Source organism: Tenacibaculum sp. Bg11-29 (assembly GCF_002836595.1).
GTDB lineage: Bacteria > Bacteroidota > Bacteroidia > Flavobacteriales > Flavobacteriaceae > Polaribacter.
This window is the reverse complement of the sequence record NZ_PJBB01000003.1, coordinates 3,572,753-3,593,589: the sequence shown is the minus strand read 5'-3', so window position 1 is coordinate 3,593,589 and position 20,837 is coordinate 3,572,753. Positions and strand designations below refer to the sequence as shown.

The following is a 20,837-nucleotide window of genomic DNA, read 5'->3' as shown; positions in this document are numbered from 1 at the left end:
CCTAAAAATAAAGAACTTCAAATAATTAAGGTTACGGAAAGCCATAAGAAGCTAGAAAAAAGTAATGGACGTATTAAAAAAGATCTTATGAGCTTTCTTATTCTTTATTTCAAAATCAAATCATTCTCCCAAAGAGCCAATACAACATTCATTTGAGAGTTATGCTTTTTATCTCCAAGTTCTAATTGTTCCCATAATTCTTTCGGTAAAAATGTATTTTGCTTTAATATATCAATAGCTTGTAAAGCATATTCTTTATTCTTAACTGACTTGGTATAATTTCCTTTTGGAATTCCTTTTACTAAACCTTCTTCACATAAACCTAAAAATGCATTTTTTGGGCAACCTTTTTCTTGTGAACTTTTGGTATCAAAATTTTCTTTTACATATTTAACCCACATTTCCTTAATACAGTTAGATTCTTTGAAATTTTCAACGCATTCTATAGCTGTTTTGGCATATTTGTTATGGGCAGTCATACTTTTTTTAACAATTAATTTCTCACTCCACAATCCCAAGACAACATCCATTTGAGAATTATGGGGCATGTCACCTAAAGAGAATTCTTCTGCAATATGATTCCATAACTCATTTCTTGAAAGAGTAGAGTTGGTTCTTAATAATTTTACAGCTGCAATAGCGTATTTTTTATTCTTCTTTGAGGTTGATTTTTTTAAATAAAAATCAGCTTTAATTCCTTTGACTAAACCATCTTCACATAAGCCTAAAAAAGCATTTTTAGGACAAGGTTTTTCTTGAGAAGAATCACTAAAAGAAAGTTCTTTAGTTGCTTTTTTCCATGCCACAATGGGATTTACTCCACACAAAGCAGCTTCTATAGCTGCTGAACCATATCTATCGTAATTAGTATCCATAAAAAACAATTTTACTTTTTCTTTTAGTATATATCATTTACTTAAAGTAACATAGCACTGTTTCTAAATGATACTTCTTATTATCAAATTATATTATCCGTTTCGTACCTAATTAATCATTACTAGGAAAATAAAGATCATGATAAGCATCTACAAAATCTTTTGTTTGGTTTACAACAGTAGTTACCATTTCTTCAAAATAAGTAGGATTATTTATTAGCTTTTCAAGTGTATTAGTACTTGTTAAATTTAAAGGATTGTCCTCTGTAGTTTTAAGATCGCTTATTAAAGGCCAATAACTGCTTAATCTATAATCACCATCTCTTATAGTATCATACTCATTTTTTCTATCTAAAATACCAACAAACATACATCCTTTAGTATTTCCTTGACCAGAAAACGATTCTAACCCTAGTAGGGCTCCTTTTTTATCAAGAGCATCAGATTTTAACCATATTTGTGAATAAACATTTGTAATATCGTTACCAAGTACTGCGTTTACATTTAGTTCTAAGTTATTTAATTTATCGCAAATTGCGTTTCTAAATTTATCTCTAATGTTATCGATTGCTTTTTGATAATGAGAATGTATATATTTAGCCTCCTCAAGATTATTTACAATGAGTGTATTTAAATCATTTTCTAAATTATTATCCATGCTATTCGTAATGTTTTTAATTAAAATCTGATATTGTTTTATGACACTTTCTACTATTGAATTTGTTTTAACAATAGCTAAACATTGCGTTAGCCAATTTAATATATGGTTGTTATAAGAAATCACTTTATAATCTCTATCTGTTAAATTATCAAGACTTTCTTTTGTTGGTTGCCTTCCTGTTTTACTTAAATAGAATAAATCACAAGCACCACCTTTAAACAGACTATATCTATATAGTTGTTTTGGTTGATCGCCTGCATCAATTTTATTTTCTATAGCTATTGCTTTTCCTGAAGGAAATGTTATTAAAATATCTATAAAACCACCGCTTGTATAATCTTCAGGTATTTTACCCAAATAATGTTCTGTTTTTACTTTGACTAACATTAAATCTTCCTCTTCATAATTTTTGTAACCAATTTCTTTAAGGAATAGAGTTAAAAATTTTTCATTTTGATAATGAGTTCCTTTAGGATCTAATAGTGCCACCAACATTGCAGCATGTGTTTTGGTTTCATTCGTTTCCATACCTAAGATGGAAAAAACATTAAAGTCTTCTCCTTTTTCTCTACTATCTTTAAGATGGGCACTTACAATGTCTCCAGACTCATGAAGTAATGTTTCTAATTTGGTGTATTCCATAAAAAGTTCTTTTTAAGCAGTCCACTCGCTAAACTGACCTTCAGCTTGTTGCATGATTTCTTCTAAAATTTCATTAAGTTTCAGTAAACTTACTTTCTTTTTTAATTCTTTTTTTACGGCTAACCGTATTGCAGCTTTAGCTTCTCCTTTTTTTGTCCAATCTAATTCAAGATTATCCTTTACGGCTTTTACAACTGCATGTACAATATCCTGAACTAATCCTTTTTCTTTAATAAGGTCTTGTTTCGTTGCTAGGATATCATAGAATGCTAATTCCTCTTCGCTTAAACCTAACTCTTTGGTTCGTTTATCATCATTTTGTAAATCTTTTGCACGTGTTACCATTTCGGCAATAGTGGCGTAACTATCTAATGCATTGGTGTGGTACCTGTCTATAACTTTTTCTAACTCTTCCCTTAGTGAAGTGTATTTTTTAATGTTTTTATGAAGTCGAAGTTTAATTTCATTTTTCAGAATATTTTTTATCAATTCTATCTTTAAAGCATGACCATCTTTTTCTTGCTTTGCACCCAATAAAAAGGTTTCGTCTAAAATGGAAATGTCCGGCTTCTCTATACCTGCCATTGCAAAGACATCTACAATATCTTCTGAATCGATACTTTGGCTAATAAGTTCTTTAATTTTTTCTTTTTGCTCGCCTCTGCTATTGGTTACAGATTTTGCGTTACGAATTGCTTTAGACACATGTTGTGCAAATATTACAGCTACTGCATACTCTTGTATTTCAGGCTGACTTTTTACGATAGATAATAAACTAGACACCGTTTTTTCTGCCTTCATATAATTATTAGCGTCTTGTTCATATTTAATAACATGATTTAAAGCTGCCTTTACTAATAATACTTTGTCTCCATCTCGTAAGCGTTTCCAATCAGTATAATCAATGGTTGCAGGAATAAATGCTTTGCATATTTCAACCTGATTAAAAAACAACTCTAAAGCTTGATGCATATCTATCGTTGGCTTGCCTTTTCCGCCACCGCCAGTATATTTACCAGTTGCTGTTTTTAAATTATCGCCAATACCAATATAATCTACAATAACACCGTTTTTCTTATCTTTTAAAACTCTGTTGGTTCTGGTAATGGCTTGCATTAAATTATGACCTTTCATAATTTTATCTATATACATGGTATGCACACAAGGTGCATCAAAACCAGTTAGCCACATATCTCTAACAATTACAATTTTTAAAGGATCGTCTTCTTTTTTAAACCGCGCTTTTATACCTTCGGTAGCATCTTTAGTTCTAATATGCGGATTCCAACCTACGGGATCTTTAGAAATATTACCTGTCATAACAACAGCTATTTCTGGGCAACCTTCTAAAGCTGTTAAAGCATTGTACATTTTTACGCAATTACGTCTGCTCATGCAAACCACCATGGCTTTTCCTGCTAAGGTGTTGGTTCTGTTGGTATAATGATTTAGTATATCTGTTGCTATTTTATGCACACGGTCTTTACTACCAGCGGCATCTTCAATAGCTGCCCATTTTAGGTTACTATTATCCTCAATGTCTTCGGTTATCGCATCTACTTCGGCATCAATATTTTCATTCCATAAATGCAACTTTGCCAAACGAGGTTCGTAATAAATATTTACGGTGGCGTTGTCTGCTACGGCTTGTTTTATATCGTAGGTATGAATTACGTTTCCAAAAACTTCTTGTGTATCGGCATCTTTACTATCTATGGGTGTTCCTGTAAAACCAATAAAAGAGGCTTGTGGTAATGCTTTACGTAAGTTAGAAGCAAAACCGTCTAATAAACCATATTGCGTTCTGTGTGCTTCGTCTGCCATAACGATAATGTTTTCTCGTTCCGACAAAATAGGATGTTCCAATTCGCCTAGTGCATCGTCCGTGGTTTGTTTTAGTCTGAATTTTTCTATGGTGGTAAAAATAACACCACCAGCACCTGCACTTAACAATTTTCTTAAATCATTGGTGGTATCGGCATGTTGCACATCGCCCACCAAATCTTTTGCTAGCACAAAGTTTTCATACAATTGTCTATCTAAATCACTACGATCTACTTGTACTACAATGGTTGGATTTTTCAATGCGGGTAAACTGCGCAAAATACCAGTGTACATTGCCATAGAAATACTTTTACCTGAGCCTTGGGTATGCCAAATAACTCCAATACGACCATCACCAAACGGACGTACCGATTTTTTTGCTGCGGCTACCGCAAAGTTTACTCCGAAAAACTGGTGATACTTTGCACCTTTTTTTATAAGCGTACCATTATGGTCTTCATGAAATATGAAGTTTTTTATATAATTAAGAATTCTGTCTTTAGGAAACAGACCAAATAACAAGCTATGCATCTGAAAATCGTCTTCCTGTACGGTATCTGTACCATCAATACTTTTCCAAGCGGCAAACCACTCCATACCCGAACTAAACATACCATGTTGTGCCTCGTTACCATCGCTAATAATAGTAATGGCATTATACTCAAACAACAACGGAATGTCTTTTTTGTAATGTTGTATTTGGTTGTGTGCTTCTTTTACATTGGTGTTTTGGTCGTACCAGTTTTTTAACTCAAATACAATTAAGGGCAAACCATTAATGTAAATAATAATGTCTGGACGACGTTTATTTTTCCCTGTAATACTAAACTGATTCACAGCCCAAAAGGTGTTGTTTTCTGGGGTTGTAAAATCGATAGGATATATATGAACTGCTTTTTCTTTACCTGAAGCATCTTCATAAGCAAACTCCAAACCTTTGGTGAGTTTTAAATGAAAACTACGATTACGGTGCTCTAGATCTGCGCCTGCATTATTGGTAAACTCAGACACAGCCAAGGTTTGAATCTCTTTTGGAATGTTTGGGTATTGTTGTTGTATAAACTGAAGCAACCGATCTTTTAATACTACTTCTTTAGTATGGTTTTGGGCTAGGGTAGTACCTAATTGGTGCGTGTATCCTAAATCTGATAACCAATCTATAGTGGCTTGTTCTATGGTTGCTTCTGTTGTCATTTTCTTTTTCTTTCTGTTATTGCTTTTATACCGTCATTGCGAGGTACGAAGCAATCTGTTTTTTATTTAATTACTATCATCGCAAGGAACAAAGCAATCTGTTTCTTATTTAGTTACCATTATGAGATTACTTCACTGTGTTCGTAATGACGTTTTCTACTTGTTCTCTAAATTCTTTCAAACGTACTTCTCCACTTATTAGTTTTGGTAATAGGGTGTCGCGTAGTTTTGTTAGAGTTTGATTTTTATCTTCATTTGAAAAAATCAATCTAGATATTGAATAAAATTCGCTTAAAACCTCCTGAATAATTGAATCTTCTTTTGGCATTGCAATACCAATTGAAAGTAAGTTGTTTTTATTCAATTTTGGTTGTACAGCTCCTGTTAAATAAGGGTTCATGTCCATTTGAGCAATATGGCAAATAATCAATTTATTAATTCCATTCTGTATTCCTTCTAAAATATGTGCATGATTATTAACCCAGAATTTTCCAACTGCACTAAAGCCAATTGGTGTTTTTCGTGAGCGTAAGTTTTCTCCGTCTTCAGATATAATCACATATTCTCCATCAAAAATAAAATCATCAATATTATCAATTATGCCTGATGCTCCATAGTATGGGTATTCCCCTTTTCTTGTACTTCTTTGCCCTGTACTTAAAGGAACTCTTTTAGAATTTAATATGTGTGCTAAATCATTTAATCTTTTCACTTCCCAACCTTTAGGAATTCGCCCCAATTCACTCTCTATAAACTCACCATCTTGAAAAGGACCAAAATCTACAAACCAATGTTTGTAGAATGCCATAGCCATTTCTTCTAAGGTTTTGTTTGTGGCTAGGTTGTTTTCTATTTTATCGTCTATTGCTGATAGGATGTTTGCTATTGCTTTTTGTTCTGGGAGTGGGGGGAGTTTTAATTCAAAATCTTCAATCATAGATTTTGTAATAGCATTCCTTGTTGCTCCAGCACTAGCTAAAGCCAATAATAAATCCTTATTTGATTTTTCTAATAAGGCAAATTTTAAAAAATCAGAATCTAATTGATTATTGTTTGCTCTTATAATAGCAACATGTTGATTTACTCTTGCTGGTAAGTATTCATTTGGAACACTACAAACTCTAGCAACAGAATCCCCTGTTATGTTTAATAATACATCATTTTCTTCAATTATAACATTTTTAAGTTTGTCTGCTTGATCCTCGTCTATAAAAGCTAAACCTCTAACTGAAAATTTAAAATTCAAAACATTTTGACTTCGAATAAGTGAAATACCAGATTCTTTGTATGCGCCTTTTCCTCCTCTAGGTGTTGCTCCACTGCCAATCTTGGTTGTTATTTCAGAGAGTTTACATTTTTTCCAGTTGTTTGGCATCTATAACTTCTTTTTAATTGATTTTTCAATAGACTTAATACGTTGTTCGATTAAACCTACATTTTGACTTTTATCAATTTTAAGTTCTTGTTTTTTAATTAATTGGCTAATTGTTTTTTTCAATGTCTTGTTTCCATTACATTTAAAACTTAGGTATAGATAAAGTTTAAACACTGTTGTTTGTTTAAGAATTGGAATGCTTATTATTTCAATTAGTTCTTCAATTAAGTTTGTGTGGTTTTTTAAATCTAAATCAATCAAAGAAAAATATAAAATTATAAGTTTTAATTCATTACCTTTTTTCTTTTTCTTTAGTTCCTCTATCTTTTCTTTGAGAACAATTTCCATGTTAGCTTGAATTGCCATATCGTAGAAAAATGTTTGTGCTACAATTGGTAAAAATTGAGTAAGAAGTTTGATTAAATTTTTTTCAGTAATTTCATCGTCTACTTCACTTATTCCTTGAGAACTAATGTCTTCTATTAAAGAAAGTGAAAAGGTACATGTACTATTTAAAATAAAATTAAAGACATCTTTATTAAATTCATCTCTTCTTTTAATCTTAGAGTTTCTATATACACGACCTAATATGTGAAGAGCATTTTCTAAATTATCTGAGTTGTTATTTATTTCGCTATAGTATTTTTTTGGTTTTACATCTGATATCCTTTCACCTGAAGGAGCTAAAGACTCTAGTATATCATCTTGTTCTTTTGGTTCAAGAGAATCTTGAATGGTTTCTTTAAGTATTGTATTTACATCTGAAATATTAAAAGAATCCTTTGCATTTACATCTGAAATATTAAAAGAATCCTTTACTTTACCCAAAAGTAAAGCATCTAAATTAGACATATTAACTTCTTTGTTAATGTCGGTATAAATGTGTTTTGTTCGGTCAAAAATTCTTTTTACAAACTCATAATCTTGCGGAATTATACCAGCACAAACTTCAAATTCATTTTTAAATGATAAATAGAAATCATCATGATCAATTACTTTATTTCTAAAACCCTCATCGTAAGCCATGTAGTAACCCAAGAAATATTCAAAAACACCATTCAGCCTGAAAGTAAAGTTTTCTTGATCAGTAGATTTTAGAATCCCTTTTTCTATTAGTAAATCTGATAATGTTTTAGTTTCAATTACAAATCTTTTGTTTTGTGTTTTGTATTCATCAATAAAGTCTATCAATTGTCCGTACTTCACTAAATAATTATTTTGTTGATATGTAGTAGCTAACTTGTGAGCTAGAGCACTTAAAAAATCTTTTAAATCACCAAAATCAATTTTATATTGTTTTGAAAGAATAAAATTATCTTTATCCAACAAACTGTCAATATATAGTTCAATGAGTTGAAAATTATTACCAAGATTAGCATCTATATTTTTTTGAAAAATCCAGATAAAAAGAGAAACTGTCCAATAATTTGAAGGAATATTTAATTGATTAAATACCGTATGTATTTTCTCTACAACTTGAGTTCTTTTTTCATCAGATATATCTGGCCATTTATCTGTTAAGGCTCTAATTTCTGTTCTAGTTAAATCATGTAAATATCTATTTACAAAATTTATATTTCCTATCAAACCACCTGCAAATGAAGAAAATATAGTTTCGTTACTTGCAGCTATGATAGAACAATTTTTGTGAGAATCTAAAAACTTAAAAAGAGGATTTAAAATTAAGCTTTCATTATCATCAAAATTATCTAATACGATTTTTAAATGGTAGTCTTCTAATAAATTTGAAGCACTTTTTTTATTAGTTTCATAAAAATCACTTAAAGTATCAATAATATCAAGTGTGTTTTTGGTGTTGATTAGTACTTGGCAATCAATGTATATAGGTAGTGTTTTTAGTGTGTGGAAATGATGTAATATATCTAGTGTTATTTTATAAAGTGTTGCTGATTTTCCACTCTTATCTTTACCAAATAAAATTTGATTTTCTTCTTTGTTTAATATTAATTCTTCTAAACTAAATCTTTTTTTATTTTTTGGATTAGGGTTGCTTTGCGATTCAGCTTTAATAACTGGCTTTGTAAATAATTTTATGAAGTCATTTTCTTCTTTAATTTCCTTATATGACAAGAACAGTTTATTGGCTGTTTTTGATTGTTGTTTAAATCTTTTACGTATAGTTACTCTAAATTTATTTTGTTGCTGTTTTTCTTTATCAACAGGGATTTGAGCATTTCTTTGATCACCGAAATAAAACTTCTCTTCATTTTTATTAAAAATTACATTTGTAAGACCCAATTCAAACGATTCTACATCAACATCTATAATTGTGTATCCAATCGTATCTCTTTCTCCACTTAATGTAGCAGAAGAAGTTGAATGATAAATTCCAATGCCTGAAGTTATATGTACTGTATCTCTGTTGTTATGGACATGACCTGAATACATCATATCGTAATCCTTATAAATAATATCTTCTAAACTATACTGATTCCAATATCTAAAATCACTTAATGGATGATGAAGTATTATTATTTTCAAATCACATTCTCCTAGTTCTCTAGATGCTTTTTTTAAATAATGAATTGGGTACATTAAATTACCAGAATCTTTATCAGAATCATTAGCTCTCCATGCTGAATTTAAGGTAGTTATTCCTATTTTTTTTCCGTCAAAAGTTCGAATGTGATTAGTATATAAATTATCTACTAAATCATCTTCAAATAGTGTTACATGGTCTTTGTAAAAGTCTTTTTGAAATTCATAATAGTTATTTAAATTTTCTAAGCTAAATTTTAATGATTTTCCATTGTTTTTTAAGACAAATTGATCTAAATTATCATTATCATCAATCTTAAATATAGAGTCTTTTATTTCATCTAATTCTTGATTTCTAAAGACATCATGATTACCAGGGCAGATAAATATTGATGTTTTTTTTATATTTAATATTTCGGAAATACTATCGAAAAATAATTTTTCAAATGCCTTAAAAACTTTTAAATCATCACCTTTGTAAACTAAATCTCCTGAAAATAAAACTAAATCTATTTTTTCTTTGTATCTATTTAAGCTATCTGTTAAAGATTTTACCAATCTGATTTCATCCTCTTTATATTTATTACTCCCATCATAATGGAAATCTGTTAAATGTAGAATTTTCATGTTAAAATTTTTTGAAATTATCTAAAATCTGTTGCTGTAATTCATCCCCTTTTGTAAATTGGGTTTGCAATTGCGCTTTTAAAGAAGTCATTTTATCTTCAAAAGGAATACCATCATCTTCAACCGCTTCAGTACCTACATAAATACCAGGGGTTAGTTTGTAGTCTTGTTTTTGAACTTCTTGGAGGGTTGCACTGTAGCAGTAGCCTGCTTCGTTTTCATATTGGGCAGATTGCTTCGCTCGTTCCTCGCTCGCAATGACGTTTCGCCAATTGTGATAGGTTTCCGTTACTTTATTAATATCATCATCGGTAAACACACGTAGCTTTCTGCTTTCCATAGTTCCCATTTTAGAGGTGTCTATAAACAGAATTTCGTTGGTGCGTTCTCTATGTTTTCCGTCTTTACCATCTCTATTTTTACTTAGTATAAAAATACAGGCAGGTATTCCTGTGGTTAAAAACAATTTGTCAGGTAAACGCACAATACAATCTACCATGCTATTGTCTACCATGTGTTGGCGTACATTTTTCTCTCCTTTATTATTAGAGGTCATTGCACCATTTGCCATTACTACACTTGCCGTACCAGTATTGCTTAAATGACTCCAAAAGGTTTGCATCCACATATAATTGGCGCTACCATCGGTTGTAAAATCATCTTTAGGTCCAAATAAACGCGGGTCGTTTTCTGGTAAATCTTCAGGATGCCATTGGCTCACATTAAAAGGCGGATTTACGATGATAAAGTCAGCTTTTAAGTCTGGAAACTTGTCTTGTAATAATGAATCTCCTAAACGTACATCGAAAGATAAATCGCGTAAAGCCAAGTTCATTTTACATAAACGTAGGGTACCATCGTACCTTTCTTGTCCGTAAATAGAGATGTTTTTCTTGTCTCCTCCATGCGCTTGTAAAAACTTTAAAGATTGCACAAACATTCCTCCAGAACCACAAGCAGCATCAAATATTTTACCTTCGTACGGTTCTATCATTTCTACCAATAAACGCACAATACTACCAGGAGTAAAAAATTGTCCTGCACCAGAACCTTCAGCAATGGCAAACTTACCAATGTAATACTCGTACACACGCCCCAGAATATCACTATCTGGATTTTCTTTTTCAGAAAGTTTAGGGTTTGCTAATAGGTTTATTAAACCTGCTACTTGTTTAGCGGTTAATTGGCTTTTAACAAATATTCTTGGTAAAATACCTTTTAAATCAGGTCTGTAATCACCTAAAGTTTGATCTAACAAATCAAAAGCATCATCTACCAATACCTTAATATTATCTTGCTCCGCATTATCTTGTAGAAATTGCCAAGTAGCTTTCTCTGAAATAATGTAGGTGTTTTTAGAGAGGTATTCGTCTGGGTCTTCTAAAACGTAATTTTGTTCTTCTTTATCTAAAGTGTAATAATCTGAAGTTTTGTCTTGTAATAAATTACTTAACGCATCTCTACGTAACTCATATCGTTCGGATATGTGCTTTAAAAATATTAAAGGTAATATGTAATCTTTATATTGATTCTCGGCTACTGCACCGCGAAGTTCGTTTGCAGCTTTCCATAACTCTTTTTCAAAGTTAATATCAGCTTTTGGTTGTTTCTTAGCCATTAATAAATATAGTGATTAGTAAGAGAGATATTTAGTATAAATGGAGCTTTATATAAAGCTGCAATTGTAGTATTGTGTTTCACTTTTTTCTTTTTTCGGGGTTCATTTTTTCAAGCAGCCATAAAAATAATAAAACCCAAACAATAAATCATACGGAAAGCCATAAGAAGCCGTAAAAAAGTTTTAGGTGTAGTAGTAAAGGGTTTAAAAGTATTGAAACGAGTTTTTACCGATTAATTATGGAGACCCTGCTTGTGGAGACGCGATTAATCGCGTCTTTACTTGTCTTACTCTGTTGTGGGTGTTGAGACGTTGCGCTGCAACGTCTGTATGATGAATTGAGCGATTATTTGTGGAGACCCTACTTGTTGAGACGCGATTAATCGCGTCTTTACTTGTCTTACTCTGTTGTGGGTGTTGAGACGTTGCATTGCAACGTCTGTATGATGAATTGAGCTATTATTTATGGAGACCCTGCCTGTTGAGACGTGATTAATCGCGTCTTTACTCGTCTTACTCTGTTGTGAGTGTTGATACGTTGCACTGCAACACTTATACTACGCCCAAAAAGTTAAAATTCAGCTGTTTTCTCTTAAAATACACTTAACAAAAAGTTAAGGAGGCAATAAATCGAAAAAAAATAGATTTATAAAAGAAAGGGAAATTGCTCCTTTAAAAAATTGTAATCATTTAAAATTAATATATTATGGAATTGAATTTAGGATTGTTAACAACAAAAAAAGAATGCGATGCGGCTATTAAAATTACGCAAATTGAAAAAACAATGTTAGAAAGACGTTTAAGAAACTTAGGCGAATCGTTAGATGACAAAACGGTAAGAACTACTACGGTTAAAGAAGGTATTATTAGTGTAAAAGCAATAATTGGTGGTTTTCAGGCAGCGTTGGCTGTAATTGGCGAAGGAAAACAAAAACGAGATTTGGAATTAAAAATTGAGCGTGAAGAAACGAAATTAAAAGCTTTAGAAAACAGAGATGCTAATTATAGTACCATTAATGTTTTGGAAGATCAAATAGATCATCAACAATTTGAAGCACAAATTGTAGTACTTACAACGGTACTTACAAATATTGAGACGCACAAAACAACATTGGTGGATTAACTAAAAAGAGAAAGCCTATTTTTTATGAATAGGCTTTTTTTATGGCTTCTTTGTACATAAATAAATATTTTAAAAACAGGATTGTACACACGTGTACAGTTTTAAAAATAAAAAAAACAGGAGTGTACATGGCTGTACGTTCCTAAAATAAAAGTTTTCAAAAATGTACACGGCTGTACGTTTGTAAAATAAAAAAATATAGAAATGTACGGTAGTGTAACTAAAAAATAGGAATCAATAAAAAATTGAATTATGTTAAAAAGAATCAAAGCATGTTTTTGTATTACCAATATATCAGTAGCAAATTATTGTAAGGTTTCGTATGATATGTTAAAGTCGATATCGGCAGAAAGAAGAACATATAATGCTAAAATATTAAATAGATTAGAGCCTTTATATAAGGCGCTTAATTTTAAGAAATCGATAACGGAATTACCAACTGTAGTATCGTTTAAAGAAAAAGAACTACAAAATACAGCGCAAAAAATAACACAGCTATTAAATAAAACAAAAAAGATATTAGGAGTAAAACAAACGAACTTAAAATTGTTAGAAAAAAATAGAATAGGGTGGTTGCGTGGTTTACATGCTTGTTCAGAATTATTAGCGAAAGAAGATTTAATGACTAGTGATACAAAATGGGTTCATTTACGTAAGAGTCATTTAAAAATACAATTGGCTGATAATTCACTTTTTAAAATAGTACAATTACAAGGAGAAATCGTTGGCTTAAAAGCAAAAGTTGATAGTTTACAGGCTTCTATTAAATAGTTAAAGGGGAGTGGTGCTTGTGGAGACGCGATTAATCGCGTCTGTACTTGTTTTGCTCTCTGTTTATATTAGAAGGGGAAATATTGCAGTGTGCGTGGAGGCGTTGCATTGCAACGTCTGTACCTTATAGCTAATCTGAAAATATGTAATGACGGTTCGGGTTGGTCATTACGAGGATTATTGAGATTAAAATATATTTTAATCGAAAATACCTAAACGAAGTTTACGCCAAAGCAATCTGTTGAGACGCGATTAATCGCGTCTTTACCAGTATTGCGTTTATATATCGTTGAGACGCGATTAATCGCGTCTGTACTAGCCTATAAAGAAGTAATAAATTCCTCTAGTGATTCATTTGGCTTTAAAGCTAGTTTTTTTCGAAGTCTATAAATATTCTTTTTTACGGCTTCGAAAGAAATATTTCTAATAATGGCTATTTCCTTTCGTTTTAATCCTAATAAAATAAAAGAAACAAGCTCCATATCACCCTTAGTAAGTATCGGAAACTTTAATTTTAATTTATTGGTTTGTGCTATGGTAAGCGCATCAATATCGCGCTTTAAAATTTCTAACCGAGTATCTTTAATCTTATCTACTTGCAAACGATTTAATACCTCTTTAATGGTGATACCATCTTGTTGTTTGTCTATTCTTTTTAGTTCTTCAGTAAGATGTTGCTTTGACTTTATGTATTGTAAGGTTTCTAGGTTTAAAGACGAAATTTCTGCATTTCTATCGGCAATTATTTGTTCTTGTAAAGCGGCATTTTTACGCAAAATGTTTTTCTGCTTTCTTATTTGTACGTAGCGATCGCCTAAGGCTAAAGAAAGTAAAAATACCTCAAGTACAGAACCTACCAAATAAGAGTTCATGGTTACAATATTGGGGGGCACTATGTTTAATGATGCTAAAGAATACAAAAGTATGGTTACACAAAAAACAGCCCAAGCATAAATAAGAAAACGGGCAGATTTATTTCCTTTTAAATATACTTTTACACCAGCATAAATGGCAATAAAAGAAAAAAGGATACCAAAATAGCCTAACAAACGACTATCGGTATAAATACCAAATACTTCGTAACATATAAAAGGATATAAAAAGGCGATTATAATTAGTATCATAATTCCTATTAATGCCCAATGTGCTTGTTTACTATATTTTTTAGTGTTTAAAAATCGAATGCAAAAATAACTAGAGAAAACGGTAGCCATACTAAAAGTAAATATGGGAGACCATTCTTGTAAAAACGGAGAGTCATCTAAAACAAAATGTTTAAAAAACCCTCTAAAAACCAACTGTAATAGCAAGGCACCAATAACGGAAAGGCAATAAAAGTCGTATACATGATCTTTTAAACTTCTGGCTAAAGAAAAATTGTAAATTATAATCGTTATTAGAATACCAATTAACAACCAGCCTATTATAAGTTCGCGCTGTTCACTTTTAGTATAAGCAGCTTTGTCTAGTAACTTTATCGCAAATACTTTTCCGTATTTACTTACGGTTCTTATATAAAAGGTGTGTGCACTATCTTTTTTAAGTGCCACAGGAAAAGAGATGGAAAAACCAGGTAAGTCTTTGTTGGCTTCATTAATCATTTGCCCAGACTGGCTCATTTTCCAATTCCCTTTTTCTTTATAAAAAAACTGAATAGAATCTTGTAATGCTTTTTGAATACTTAAAACCTTATTTATGGGAGTATCCGTAGTATTTTGTATTCTTAATTTTAACCAAACGGCTTTGGTACTGTAACCAAAACTTAAAACGTCGTTTTCTGACTTTTTAAAACTTTTAGAACGAACATTATTAATGGTTAAAGAACGACCATCTTCAAGAAAGTAAGAGATGTTTTTACCTACGTAAATAGTGTTGTCTAAAGAATCAGCATTAATACTCGTTGTTTGAGCACACAACAAAAGATTAAAAAAGAACAGACAAATAAATATTTTGTACTGTAAACAAACAATGTATGTGGCATTTGTATTGGTCATTTTTAAGTAGCTCTTAAGTTAAAAGTGCAAATATAAAAAGTATCCTAAAAAAGAAGTGCCTAAACATTAATTATTACACATATTTAATGTGTAAGTGTATGTTTTGTAGTTTTTTGATTCGTATATGTCCCCCTATTTGTCCCCATGTTCGCCCCTTATTTGTCCCCCTTTAAAAAATAGCTAAAACATAGTGATAATGTATTTTTGGCGAAAATATCATAAGATTTAAAAGAGCATCGTAGTTAAGGTACTCAAGTGAGTATTGCAATAGATTTTACGTATTGTGTTTTTTGTGAGTTAACAGAACATTGGTTTTTGAAAAGAAACTAAACACAATGGTTAATCTAATAATGATTCTCTAAACCTTATAAGATATTGTTAAAACAATTTTAGTGCTATATTATGATTAAAAAACTATGCTTACTTTTTTTCGTCCTTTTCAACTATATCTTATATAGTCAAGAAACTAGTATACCAGATGCTACTTTCGAAAATTATTTAGAAACACATGATGCTAGTGGTACTATAGTGCCTTTAAATGACCCAACAAGTATGGGGAATGGTGTAATAGATGACAATAAAGTTACAACAGCTAATATTATAAATGTAGTGGTTTTAAATATTGCTAATTTAGGAATATCAAATCTTACAGGTATTGAAGATTTTACAGCGTTAGAAGAATTAAATTGTAGTAGTAATTCATTAACTCAAATTAATCTTACAAAGAATACAGCTTTAAAAAACCTTTATTTAACATCTAATCAATTAACATCACTTGATTTGAAGTTTAATACAGCTTTATTTCAGGTAGGAATAGCAGATAATGATCTTACTTTGTTGGATGTAAGAAACGGACAAAATGGAATTATAGGTACTTTTGATGCTAGAGCGAATTACGATTTAGAATGTATTTTAGTTGATAATCCAAGTCTTTCTAGCTTGGTGTTATGGCAAGTTGATACAGCTACTTTTGCAGAACATTGCAATGAAACCAATGTACCTGATGCTGCTTTTGAAACCTATTTAGAAACGCATGATGCTAATGGTAATACCGTTACACTTGGTGATGCTACTAGTATGGGAAATGGTATTGCTGATGATGATTATGTATATACGAGTGCTATTAAAAATGTGACAACATTATCAATAAACGGTTCTTTTGTTCCTCCAGGGCAAGTGGCTGATCCATTAACAATAGTATCAGATGCTACAGGTATTGAAGATTTTATCGCATTAGAAGAATTGAGTTTTAATAAAAATGAACTTGTAAGTATTGATCTTTCTAAGAACACGGCACTGGTTATTTTATCGCTTAGAGAAAATAAACTAACGGGTATTAACCTTTCTCAAAATATACTTTTAGAAAACCTTACCCTTCCTAAAAATGAATTAACCGAATTAGATGTTACCTTACTTACTGCATTAACCAGTTTATCTTTTGATAATAATGACTTAACAAGTATAGATGTTTCTAAAAACCTCCTTTTAACGCGCTTACTTTGTAGTAGAAATGACTTAACAAGTTTAAATGTTACACAAAATACAGCATTAACTAAATTATCTTGCTATAGTAATCCAATAGGTAATTTAGATGTAACCAAAAACCTGCTTTTAGAAGACTTAGATTGTGTAGCTACGCAACTCACCAATTTAGATGTTACTCTAAATAGTGCATTACAATATTTACAATGCTATGAAAACACACTCACCAGTTTAGATGTTACTAAAAATACAGCACTACTAGAATTATACTGTAGTGATAATAAACTAACAAGTTTAGACTTAACGCAAAATATACTTTTGGGTGAAATTGAATTGCAAGATAATGTCTTAACGAGTTTAAATCTTAAAAACGGAAACAATGTAAATTTAGATGTTGAAGTACAGGATAATCCGAACCTTTATTGTATTCTGGTAGATGATGCTACAGCAACGTATCTTAATAGTAAAACTTGGGATAAAGATACACAGGCATATTATAGTACAGATTGTAGGGTAACCAATGTGCCAGATACTGCTTTTGAAAATTATCTTGAAACGCATACAGCAAACGGTACTACAGTAACTATTGGAGACCCTACGAGTATGGGGAATGGCGTTGCGAATGATAAGCTTGTAACTACCGAAAAAATAGAAATAGTAGTCAGTTTAAATGTTCGCTCTCTAGGGATATTGAACCTAACCGGTATTGCAGATTTTACGGCCTTAGAAGTGTTAGATTGTAGATCTAACGAATTAATAGATATCGATGTTTCTCAAAACGTTCTTTTAAGAACTTTAGCTTGTAATCAAAATGAATTAACAAACTTAGATGTTTCTAAAAACATCCTTTTAACAAACTTAAATTGTAGTCGAAATGAAATAGTAAGCTTAGATGTTACGAATAATATTGCTTTGATTGATTTATCATGTTATGGTAACCCTTTGGGGAATTTAGACGTAACTCAAAATAGTGTTTTAGAAAGTTTAGATTGTATAGAGAATCAATTGACTACGCTAGATGTTACACAAAACCCTAATTTAGAGAATTTATACAGCTACGAGAATCAATTGACTAGCTTAGATGTATCGAATAATCCAAAGCTTGTCAATTTTTATACAGAATCTAATGAACTCACAAGTTTAGATATTTCTCAAAATCCACTATTAGAAGAGTTTGCTTGTTCTAATAATCAATTGACCTATCTGAACATCAAAAACGGTACTAACATAAATCTTGATACAGGTGATTTTGATATCAGAAACAATCCAAATCTTATATGTGTAGCAGTAGATGATCCTTCATCTGCTACTGCAAATTTGATTAAAAAAGATGCACAAACCATATATAATGCATTCTGTACTCAAACCAATGTACCAGATGATAATTTTGAAGCCTATCTAGAAACTCATAACGCTGCCGGAACTGTTGTAACGATAGGAGACCCTAGTAGTATGGGTAATGGTATTGCCGATGATGATTATGTTGGAACTGAAAGTATAAAATATATCACCAATCTAGATATTTCTTCTCAAAGCATAGCCGATCTTACCGGTATTGCAAATTTTATAGTTTTAGAAGAATTGGTTTGTATTGGTAACTTATTAACCAATATAGATGTTACGAAGAATGTAGCGCTCACAAATTTAGATTTGTATAGAAATTCTATAACAGACATAGATGTATCTCAAAACATACAGCTGACCAATTTAGTCGTTGCTGATAACCAATTAACGAGCTTAGATATCTCTCAGAATATAAAGTTGGACCTTTTTGAGTGTAATGATAATCAAATAACAAGCTTAGATGTAACACAAAACATATTATTAACAAATTTATCTTGTGATGAAAATGAGCTAACAAGTATCGATGTTTCTAAGAATTTGATATTAGAGTTTTTATATATTCAGGACAATAAATTAGCAATACTTGATGTTACAAAAAATGTAGTTTTGGAAGAATTAGAGGCTAATGATAATGATTTTATTAGTATTGATCTTACTAAAAACTTAGTCTTACAGGATTTATATATTCATAATAATCAATTAACAACGCTGGATGTTTCTAAAAATGTAGCTTTGGAAAGATTAGTAGCTTATAATAATAATAAATTAACCTATTTGAATGTTAAAAACGGAAACAATGCTAGTATAACTAGTTTTGAAGCTACCAACAATCCAAATCTTACTTGTATCGAAGTAGATAACGCTACTGAAGCTACTGCCGGAACAGGAAACTATGCTAGTTGGAATAAAGATGTTACAGCAAGTTATAATGAAGATTGTTCTTTTTCTGTTTGGAGTGGAAATACAAGTTCAGATTGGAATGTAAGTACTAACTGGAGTAATAATACGGAGCCTTTAGCTACAGATGATGTATTTATACCTAATGTAGTTACTGCACCAACTATTAACGGAGGAATTACAGTTGAGGTGAGTAGTTTAACGGTTAATGCAGCATCAGAATTTAATATAGCCTCTGACGGAGCAGCAGTTATAACTTCCGATTTTATGAATAATGGAACCGTTAGTATTACATCTACAGTGAATAATAGTGGCGTGTTATTTGTAAAAGGAACAGCAAACGGACAAGTAACTTATGAACGAGGAGGTTTAATTGCAAATGAATGGAGTATTGTATCAGCACCTGTTTCAGGACAAAGTATTAAAGAATTTGTAGAGAATCCATTAAACGATATTCGTAAAAATACTACGGTAACTCCAAATAGATATGCAATAGGGTACTATGATGATAGTAAAGTTGCGGGTACAAAATGGATTTATTATACTACGGATGATTTAACAACAAATATGTTAACCTTTGAAAAGGGAAGGAGTTATGCAATATCTAGAATAACAGACGGAAGTATACTGTTTACAGGAACTTTAGAAACAGCAAATGTTACAAAATTAGTAACAGCATCAGAGTGGAATGCAATAGGGAATCCTTACACCACGTTTTTACCGATTAATGAAAACGGAGGAACAAATTTTGTGAATGATAATACAGCTAAGTTAGAGCCATCTTATGTAGGAGTATATGTTTGGGATAGTACACAAAGTAAATATGTTGGTAAATCATTGGTAACAGCTGAAAGTTCATTAGCACCCGGGCAAGGATTTTTTATAAAAACAACAACAGGAGTATCAGATATTGTATTTAATGAAGCCCAAAGAAAAGTTCAGCCTTTAACAGGAGGTAATTTTAGTAGAGGAACAACAGCGACTAAAACACCAAGCATTCAATTATTAGCAAAATCAAAAGGAGTTACAATAGATGCAACTATTAAGTATCTTGATACTGCTACAAAAGGACTAGATCCTGGATACGATTTAGGAAACTATGAAAGAGCAACATTTGATGTGTTTACAAGATTAGTAGCTTCAGAAAATTCACAAGATTTTACGATTCAATCGTTACCAAAATCGGCTTATGAAGAAATGAGTATTCCAATCGGAATAAAATCAGCATCAGCAGAAGAAATTAGTTTTTCTATTAAATCATTAAATCTTCCAGTAGGAGTAGCTGTGTTTATAGAAGATAAAGAAACAAACACATTTACAAAACTAGATGCTGAAGGAAAAACAACTTATGATGTTAAAATAAAAGAGAAAGTAAATGGAATCGGACGGTTTTATTTACATACAACACAAAACGAATCAGTTATTGAAGTCCCTCATTTTAATAGTGTGAAAATTTATACGGTAAACAATAAAAAATTAATAATTAAAGGTATAACGAAAGGAAATTTTGAAGTAGCGTTGTATGCTATTAACGGAGCTGCTGTTTTAAGAAAAACGATTGAAGCTAAAGGTGAAAACACCATTAATATTTCAACCTTACAAACCGGAGTTTACATCGTAAAAGTTAAATCAGAACAAGGAGAGCGTAGTAAGAAGGTTATTATTAATTAATATTAAATTTAAAATGAAAAAAAATAGAAACCTTCAAGAAGAAACGATAACAAGAAAGGAAGCTTTAGCAAAACTAGGGAAGTATGGTAAATATACTGCATTAACAGCTTTAGGAACTTTTCTAATTTTAAACCCATTAAAAGCACAAGCGCAAAGTCCAGAAAACCCAGGGGGAGGTTTTTAAGTACAACAAAAAAGAGTCAATTTTTATTTTAATGAAAATTGACTCTTTTTTATTGT

General features: G+C 31.2%; 11 protein-coding genes. 4 read left to right on the top strand and 7 right to left on the bottom strand.

Features of this window, described 5'->3' with window-relative positions; translation table 11 throughout:
- Nucleotides 1–104 precede the first annotated feature (104 nt).
- The 6 genes from CXF68_RS16265 to CXF68_RS16240 form a co-directional block, all read right to left on the bottom strand.
- Nucleotides 105–875, bottom strand: a complete 771-nt coding sequence (locus CXF68_RS16265; protein WP_101046172.1) for a hypothetical protein — start codon at nucleotides 873–875, stop codon at nucleotides 105–107.
- Between the two features lie 112 nt (nucleotides 876–987).
- Nucleotides 988–2,178 carry a PD-(D/E)XK nuclease family protein gene (locus CXF68_RS16260; RefSeq protein ID WP_101046171.1) on the bottom strand — a complete coding sequence of 397 codons (1,191 nt, stop codon included), beginning with the start codon at nucleotides 2,176–2,178 and terminating at the stop codon, nucleotides 988–990.
- Nucleotides 2,179–2,190: 12 nt separating this feature from the next.
- Complete coding sequence (locus CXF68_RS16255) at nucleotides 2,191–5,196, bottom strand: type I restriction endonuclease subunit R (RefSeq protein ID WP_101046170.1); 3,006 nt, start codon at nucleotides 5,194–5,196, stop codon at nucleotides 2,191–2,193.
- A 127-nt stretch (nucleotides 5,197–5,323) separates the two neighbouring features.
- Nucleotides 5,324–6,571, bottom strand: coding sequence for a restriction endonuclease subunit S (locus CXF68_RS16250; protein WP_101046169.1), 1,248 nt, complete (start codon nucleotides 6,569–6,571; stop codon nucleotides 5,324–5,326).
- A complete protein-coding gene (locus tag CXF68_RS16245) occupies nucleotides 6,572–9,697 on the bottom strand; it encodes a metallophosphoesterase (protein WP_101046168.1) in 3,126 nt (1,041 codons plus the stop codon).
- 1 nt (nucleotide 9,698) lies between these two features.
- Complete coding sequence (locus CXF68_RS16240; protein ID WP_101046167.1) at nucleotides 9,699–11,315, bottom strand: class I SAM-dependent DNA methyltransferase; 1,617 nt, start codon at nucleotides 11,313–11,315, stop codon at nucleotides 9,699–9,701.
- Between the two features lie 706 nt (nucleotides 11,316–12,021).
- Here CXF68_RS16240 and CXF68_RS16235 point away from each other — a divergent pair.
- Together CXF68_RS16235 and CXF68_RS16230 are read left to right on the top strand one after the other, a co-directional pair.
- On the top strand, nucleotides 12,022–12,438 hold the full coding sequence (locus CXF68_RS16235) for a hypothetical protein (protein ID WP_101046166.1): 417 nt from the start codon (nucleotides 12,022–12,024) through the stop codon (nucleotides 12,436–12,438).
- A gap of 252 nt (nucleotides 12,439–12,690) precedes the next feature.
- Nucleotides 12,691–13,209, top strand: coding sequence for a hypothetical protein (locus CXF68_RS16230; protein WP_157821970.1), 519 nt, complete (start codon nucleotides 12,691–12,693; stop codon nucleotides 13,207–13,209).
- 320 nt (nucleotides 13,210–13,529) lie between these two features.
- Here the strand turns inward: CXF68_RS16230 and CXF68_RS16225 are convergent, their stop codons facing one another.
- Nucleotides 13,530–15,203, bottom strand: a complete 1,674-nt coding sequence (locus CXF68_RS16225) for a 7TM diverse intracellular signaling domain-containing protein (RefSeq protein WP_101046164.1) — start codon at nucleotides 15,201–15,203, stop codon at nucleotides 13,530–13,532.
- A gap of 402 nt (nucleotides 15,204–15,605) precedes the next feature.
- Here CXF68_RS16225 and CXF68_RS16220 point away from each other — a divergent pair, with 402 nt between their 5' ends.
- Nucleotides 15,606–20,597, top strand: coding sequence for a T9SS type A sorting domain-containing protein (locus CXF68_RS16220; protein ID WP_101046163.1), 4,992 nt, complete (start codon nucleotides 15,606–15,608; stop codon nucleotides 20,595–20,597).
- A gap of 13 nt (nucleotides 20,598–20,610) precedes the next feature.
- On the top strand, nucleotides 20,611–20,781 hold the full coding sequence (locus CXF68_RS20890) for a hypothetical protein (protein ID WP_198553837.1): 171 nt from the start codon (nucleotides 20,611–20,613) through the stop codon (nucleotides 20,779–20,781).
- Nucleotides 20,782–20,837: the final 56 nt, after the last annotated feature.

What these genes read in the sequence shown, in the direction of transcription:
- CXF68_RS16240 (WP_101046167.1), bottom strand. Translation starts at nt 11,315, where the DNA reads ATGGCTAAGAAACAACCAAAAGCTGATATTAACTTTGAAAAAGAGTTA.
- CXF68_RS16250 (WP_101046169.1), bottom strand. Translation starts at nt 6,571, where the DNA reads ATGCCAAACAACTGGAAAAAATGTAAACTCTCTGAAATAACAACCAAG.
- CXF68_RS16260 (WP_101046171.1), bottom strand. Translation starts at nt 2,178, where the DNA reads ATGGAATACACCAAATTAGAAACATTACTTCATGAGTCTGGAGACATT.
- CXF68_RS20890 (WP_198553837.1), top strand. Translation starts at nt 20,611, where the DNA reads ATGAAAAAAAATAGAAACCTTCAAGAAGAAACGATAACAAGAAAGGAA.
- CXF68_RS16235 (WP_101046166.1), top strand. Translation starts at nt 12,022, where the DNA reads ATGGAATTGAATTTAGGATTGTTAACAACAAAAAAAGAATGCGATGCG.
- CXF68_RS16225 (WP_101046164.1), bottom strand. Translation starts at nt 15,203, where the DNA reads ATGACCAATACAAATGCCACATACATTGTTTGTTTACAGTACAAAATA.
- CXF68_RS16265 (WP_101046172.1), bottom strand. Translation starts at nt 875, where the DNA reads ATGGATACTAATTACGATAGATATGGTTCAGCAGCTATAGAAGCTGCT.
- CXF68_RS16255 (WP_101046170.1), bottom strand. Translation starts at nt 5,196, where the DNA reads ATGACAACAGAAGCAACCATAGAACAAGCCACTATAGATTGGTTATCA.
- CXF68_RS16230 (WP_157821970.1), top strand. Translation starts at nt 12,691, where the DNA reads ATGTTAAAAAGAATCAAAGCATGTTTTTGTATTACCAATATATCAGTA.
- CXF68_RS16220 (WP_101046163.1), top strand. Translation starts at nt 15,606, where the DNA reads ATGATTAAAAAACTATGCTTACTTTTTTTCGTCCTTTTCAACTATATC.
- CXF68_RS16245 (WP_101046168.1), bottom strand. Translation starts at nt 9,697, where the DNA reads ATGAAAATTCTACATTTAACAGATTTCCATTATGATGGGAGTAATAAA.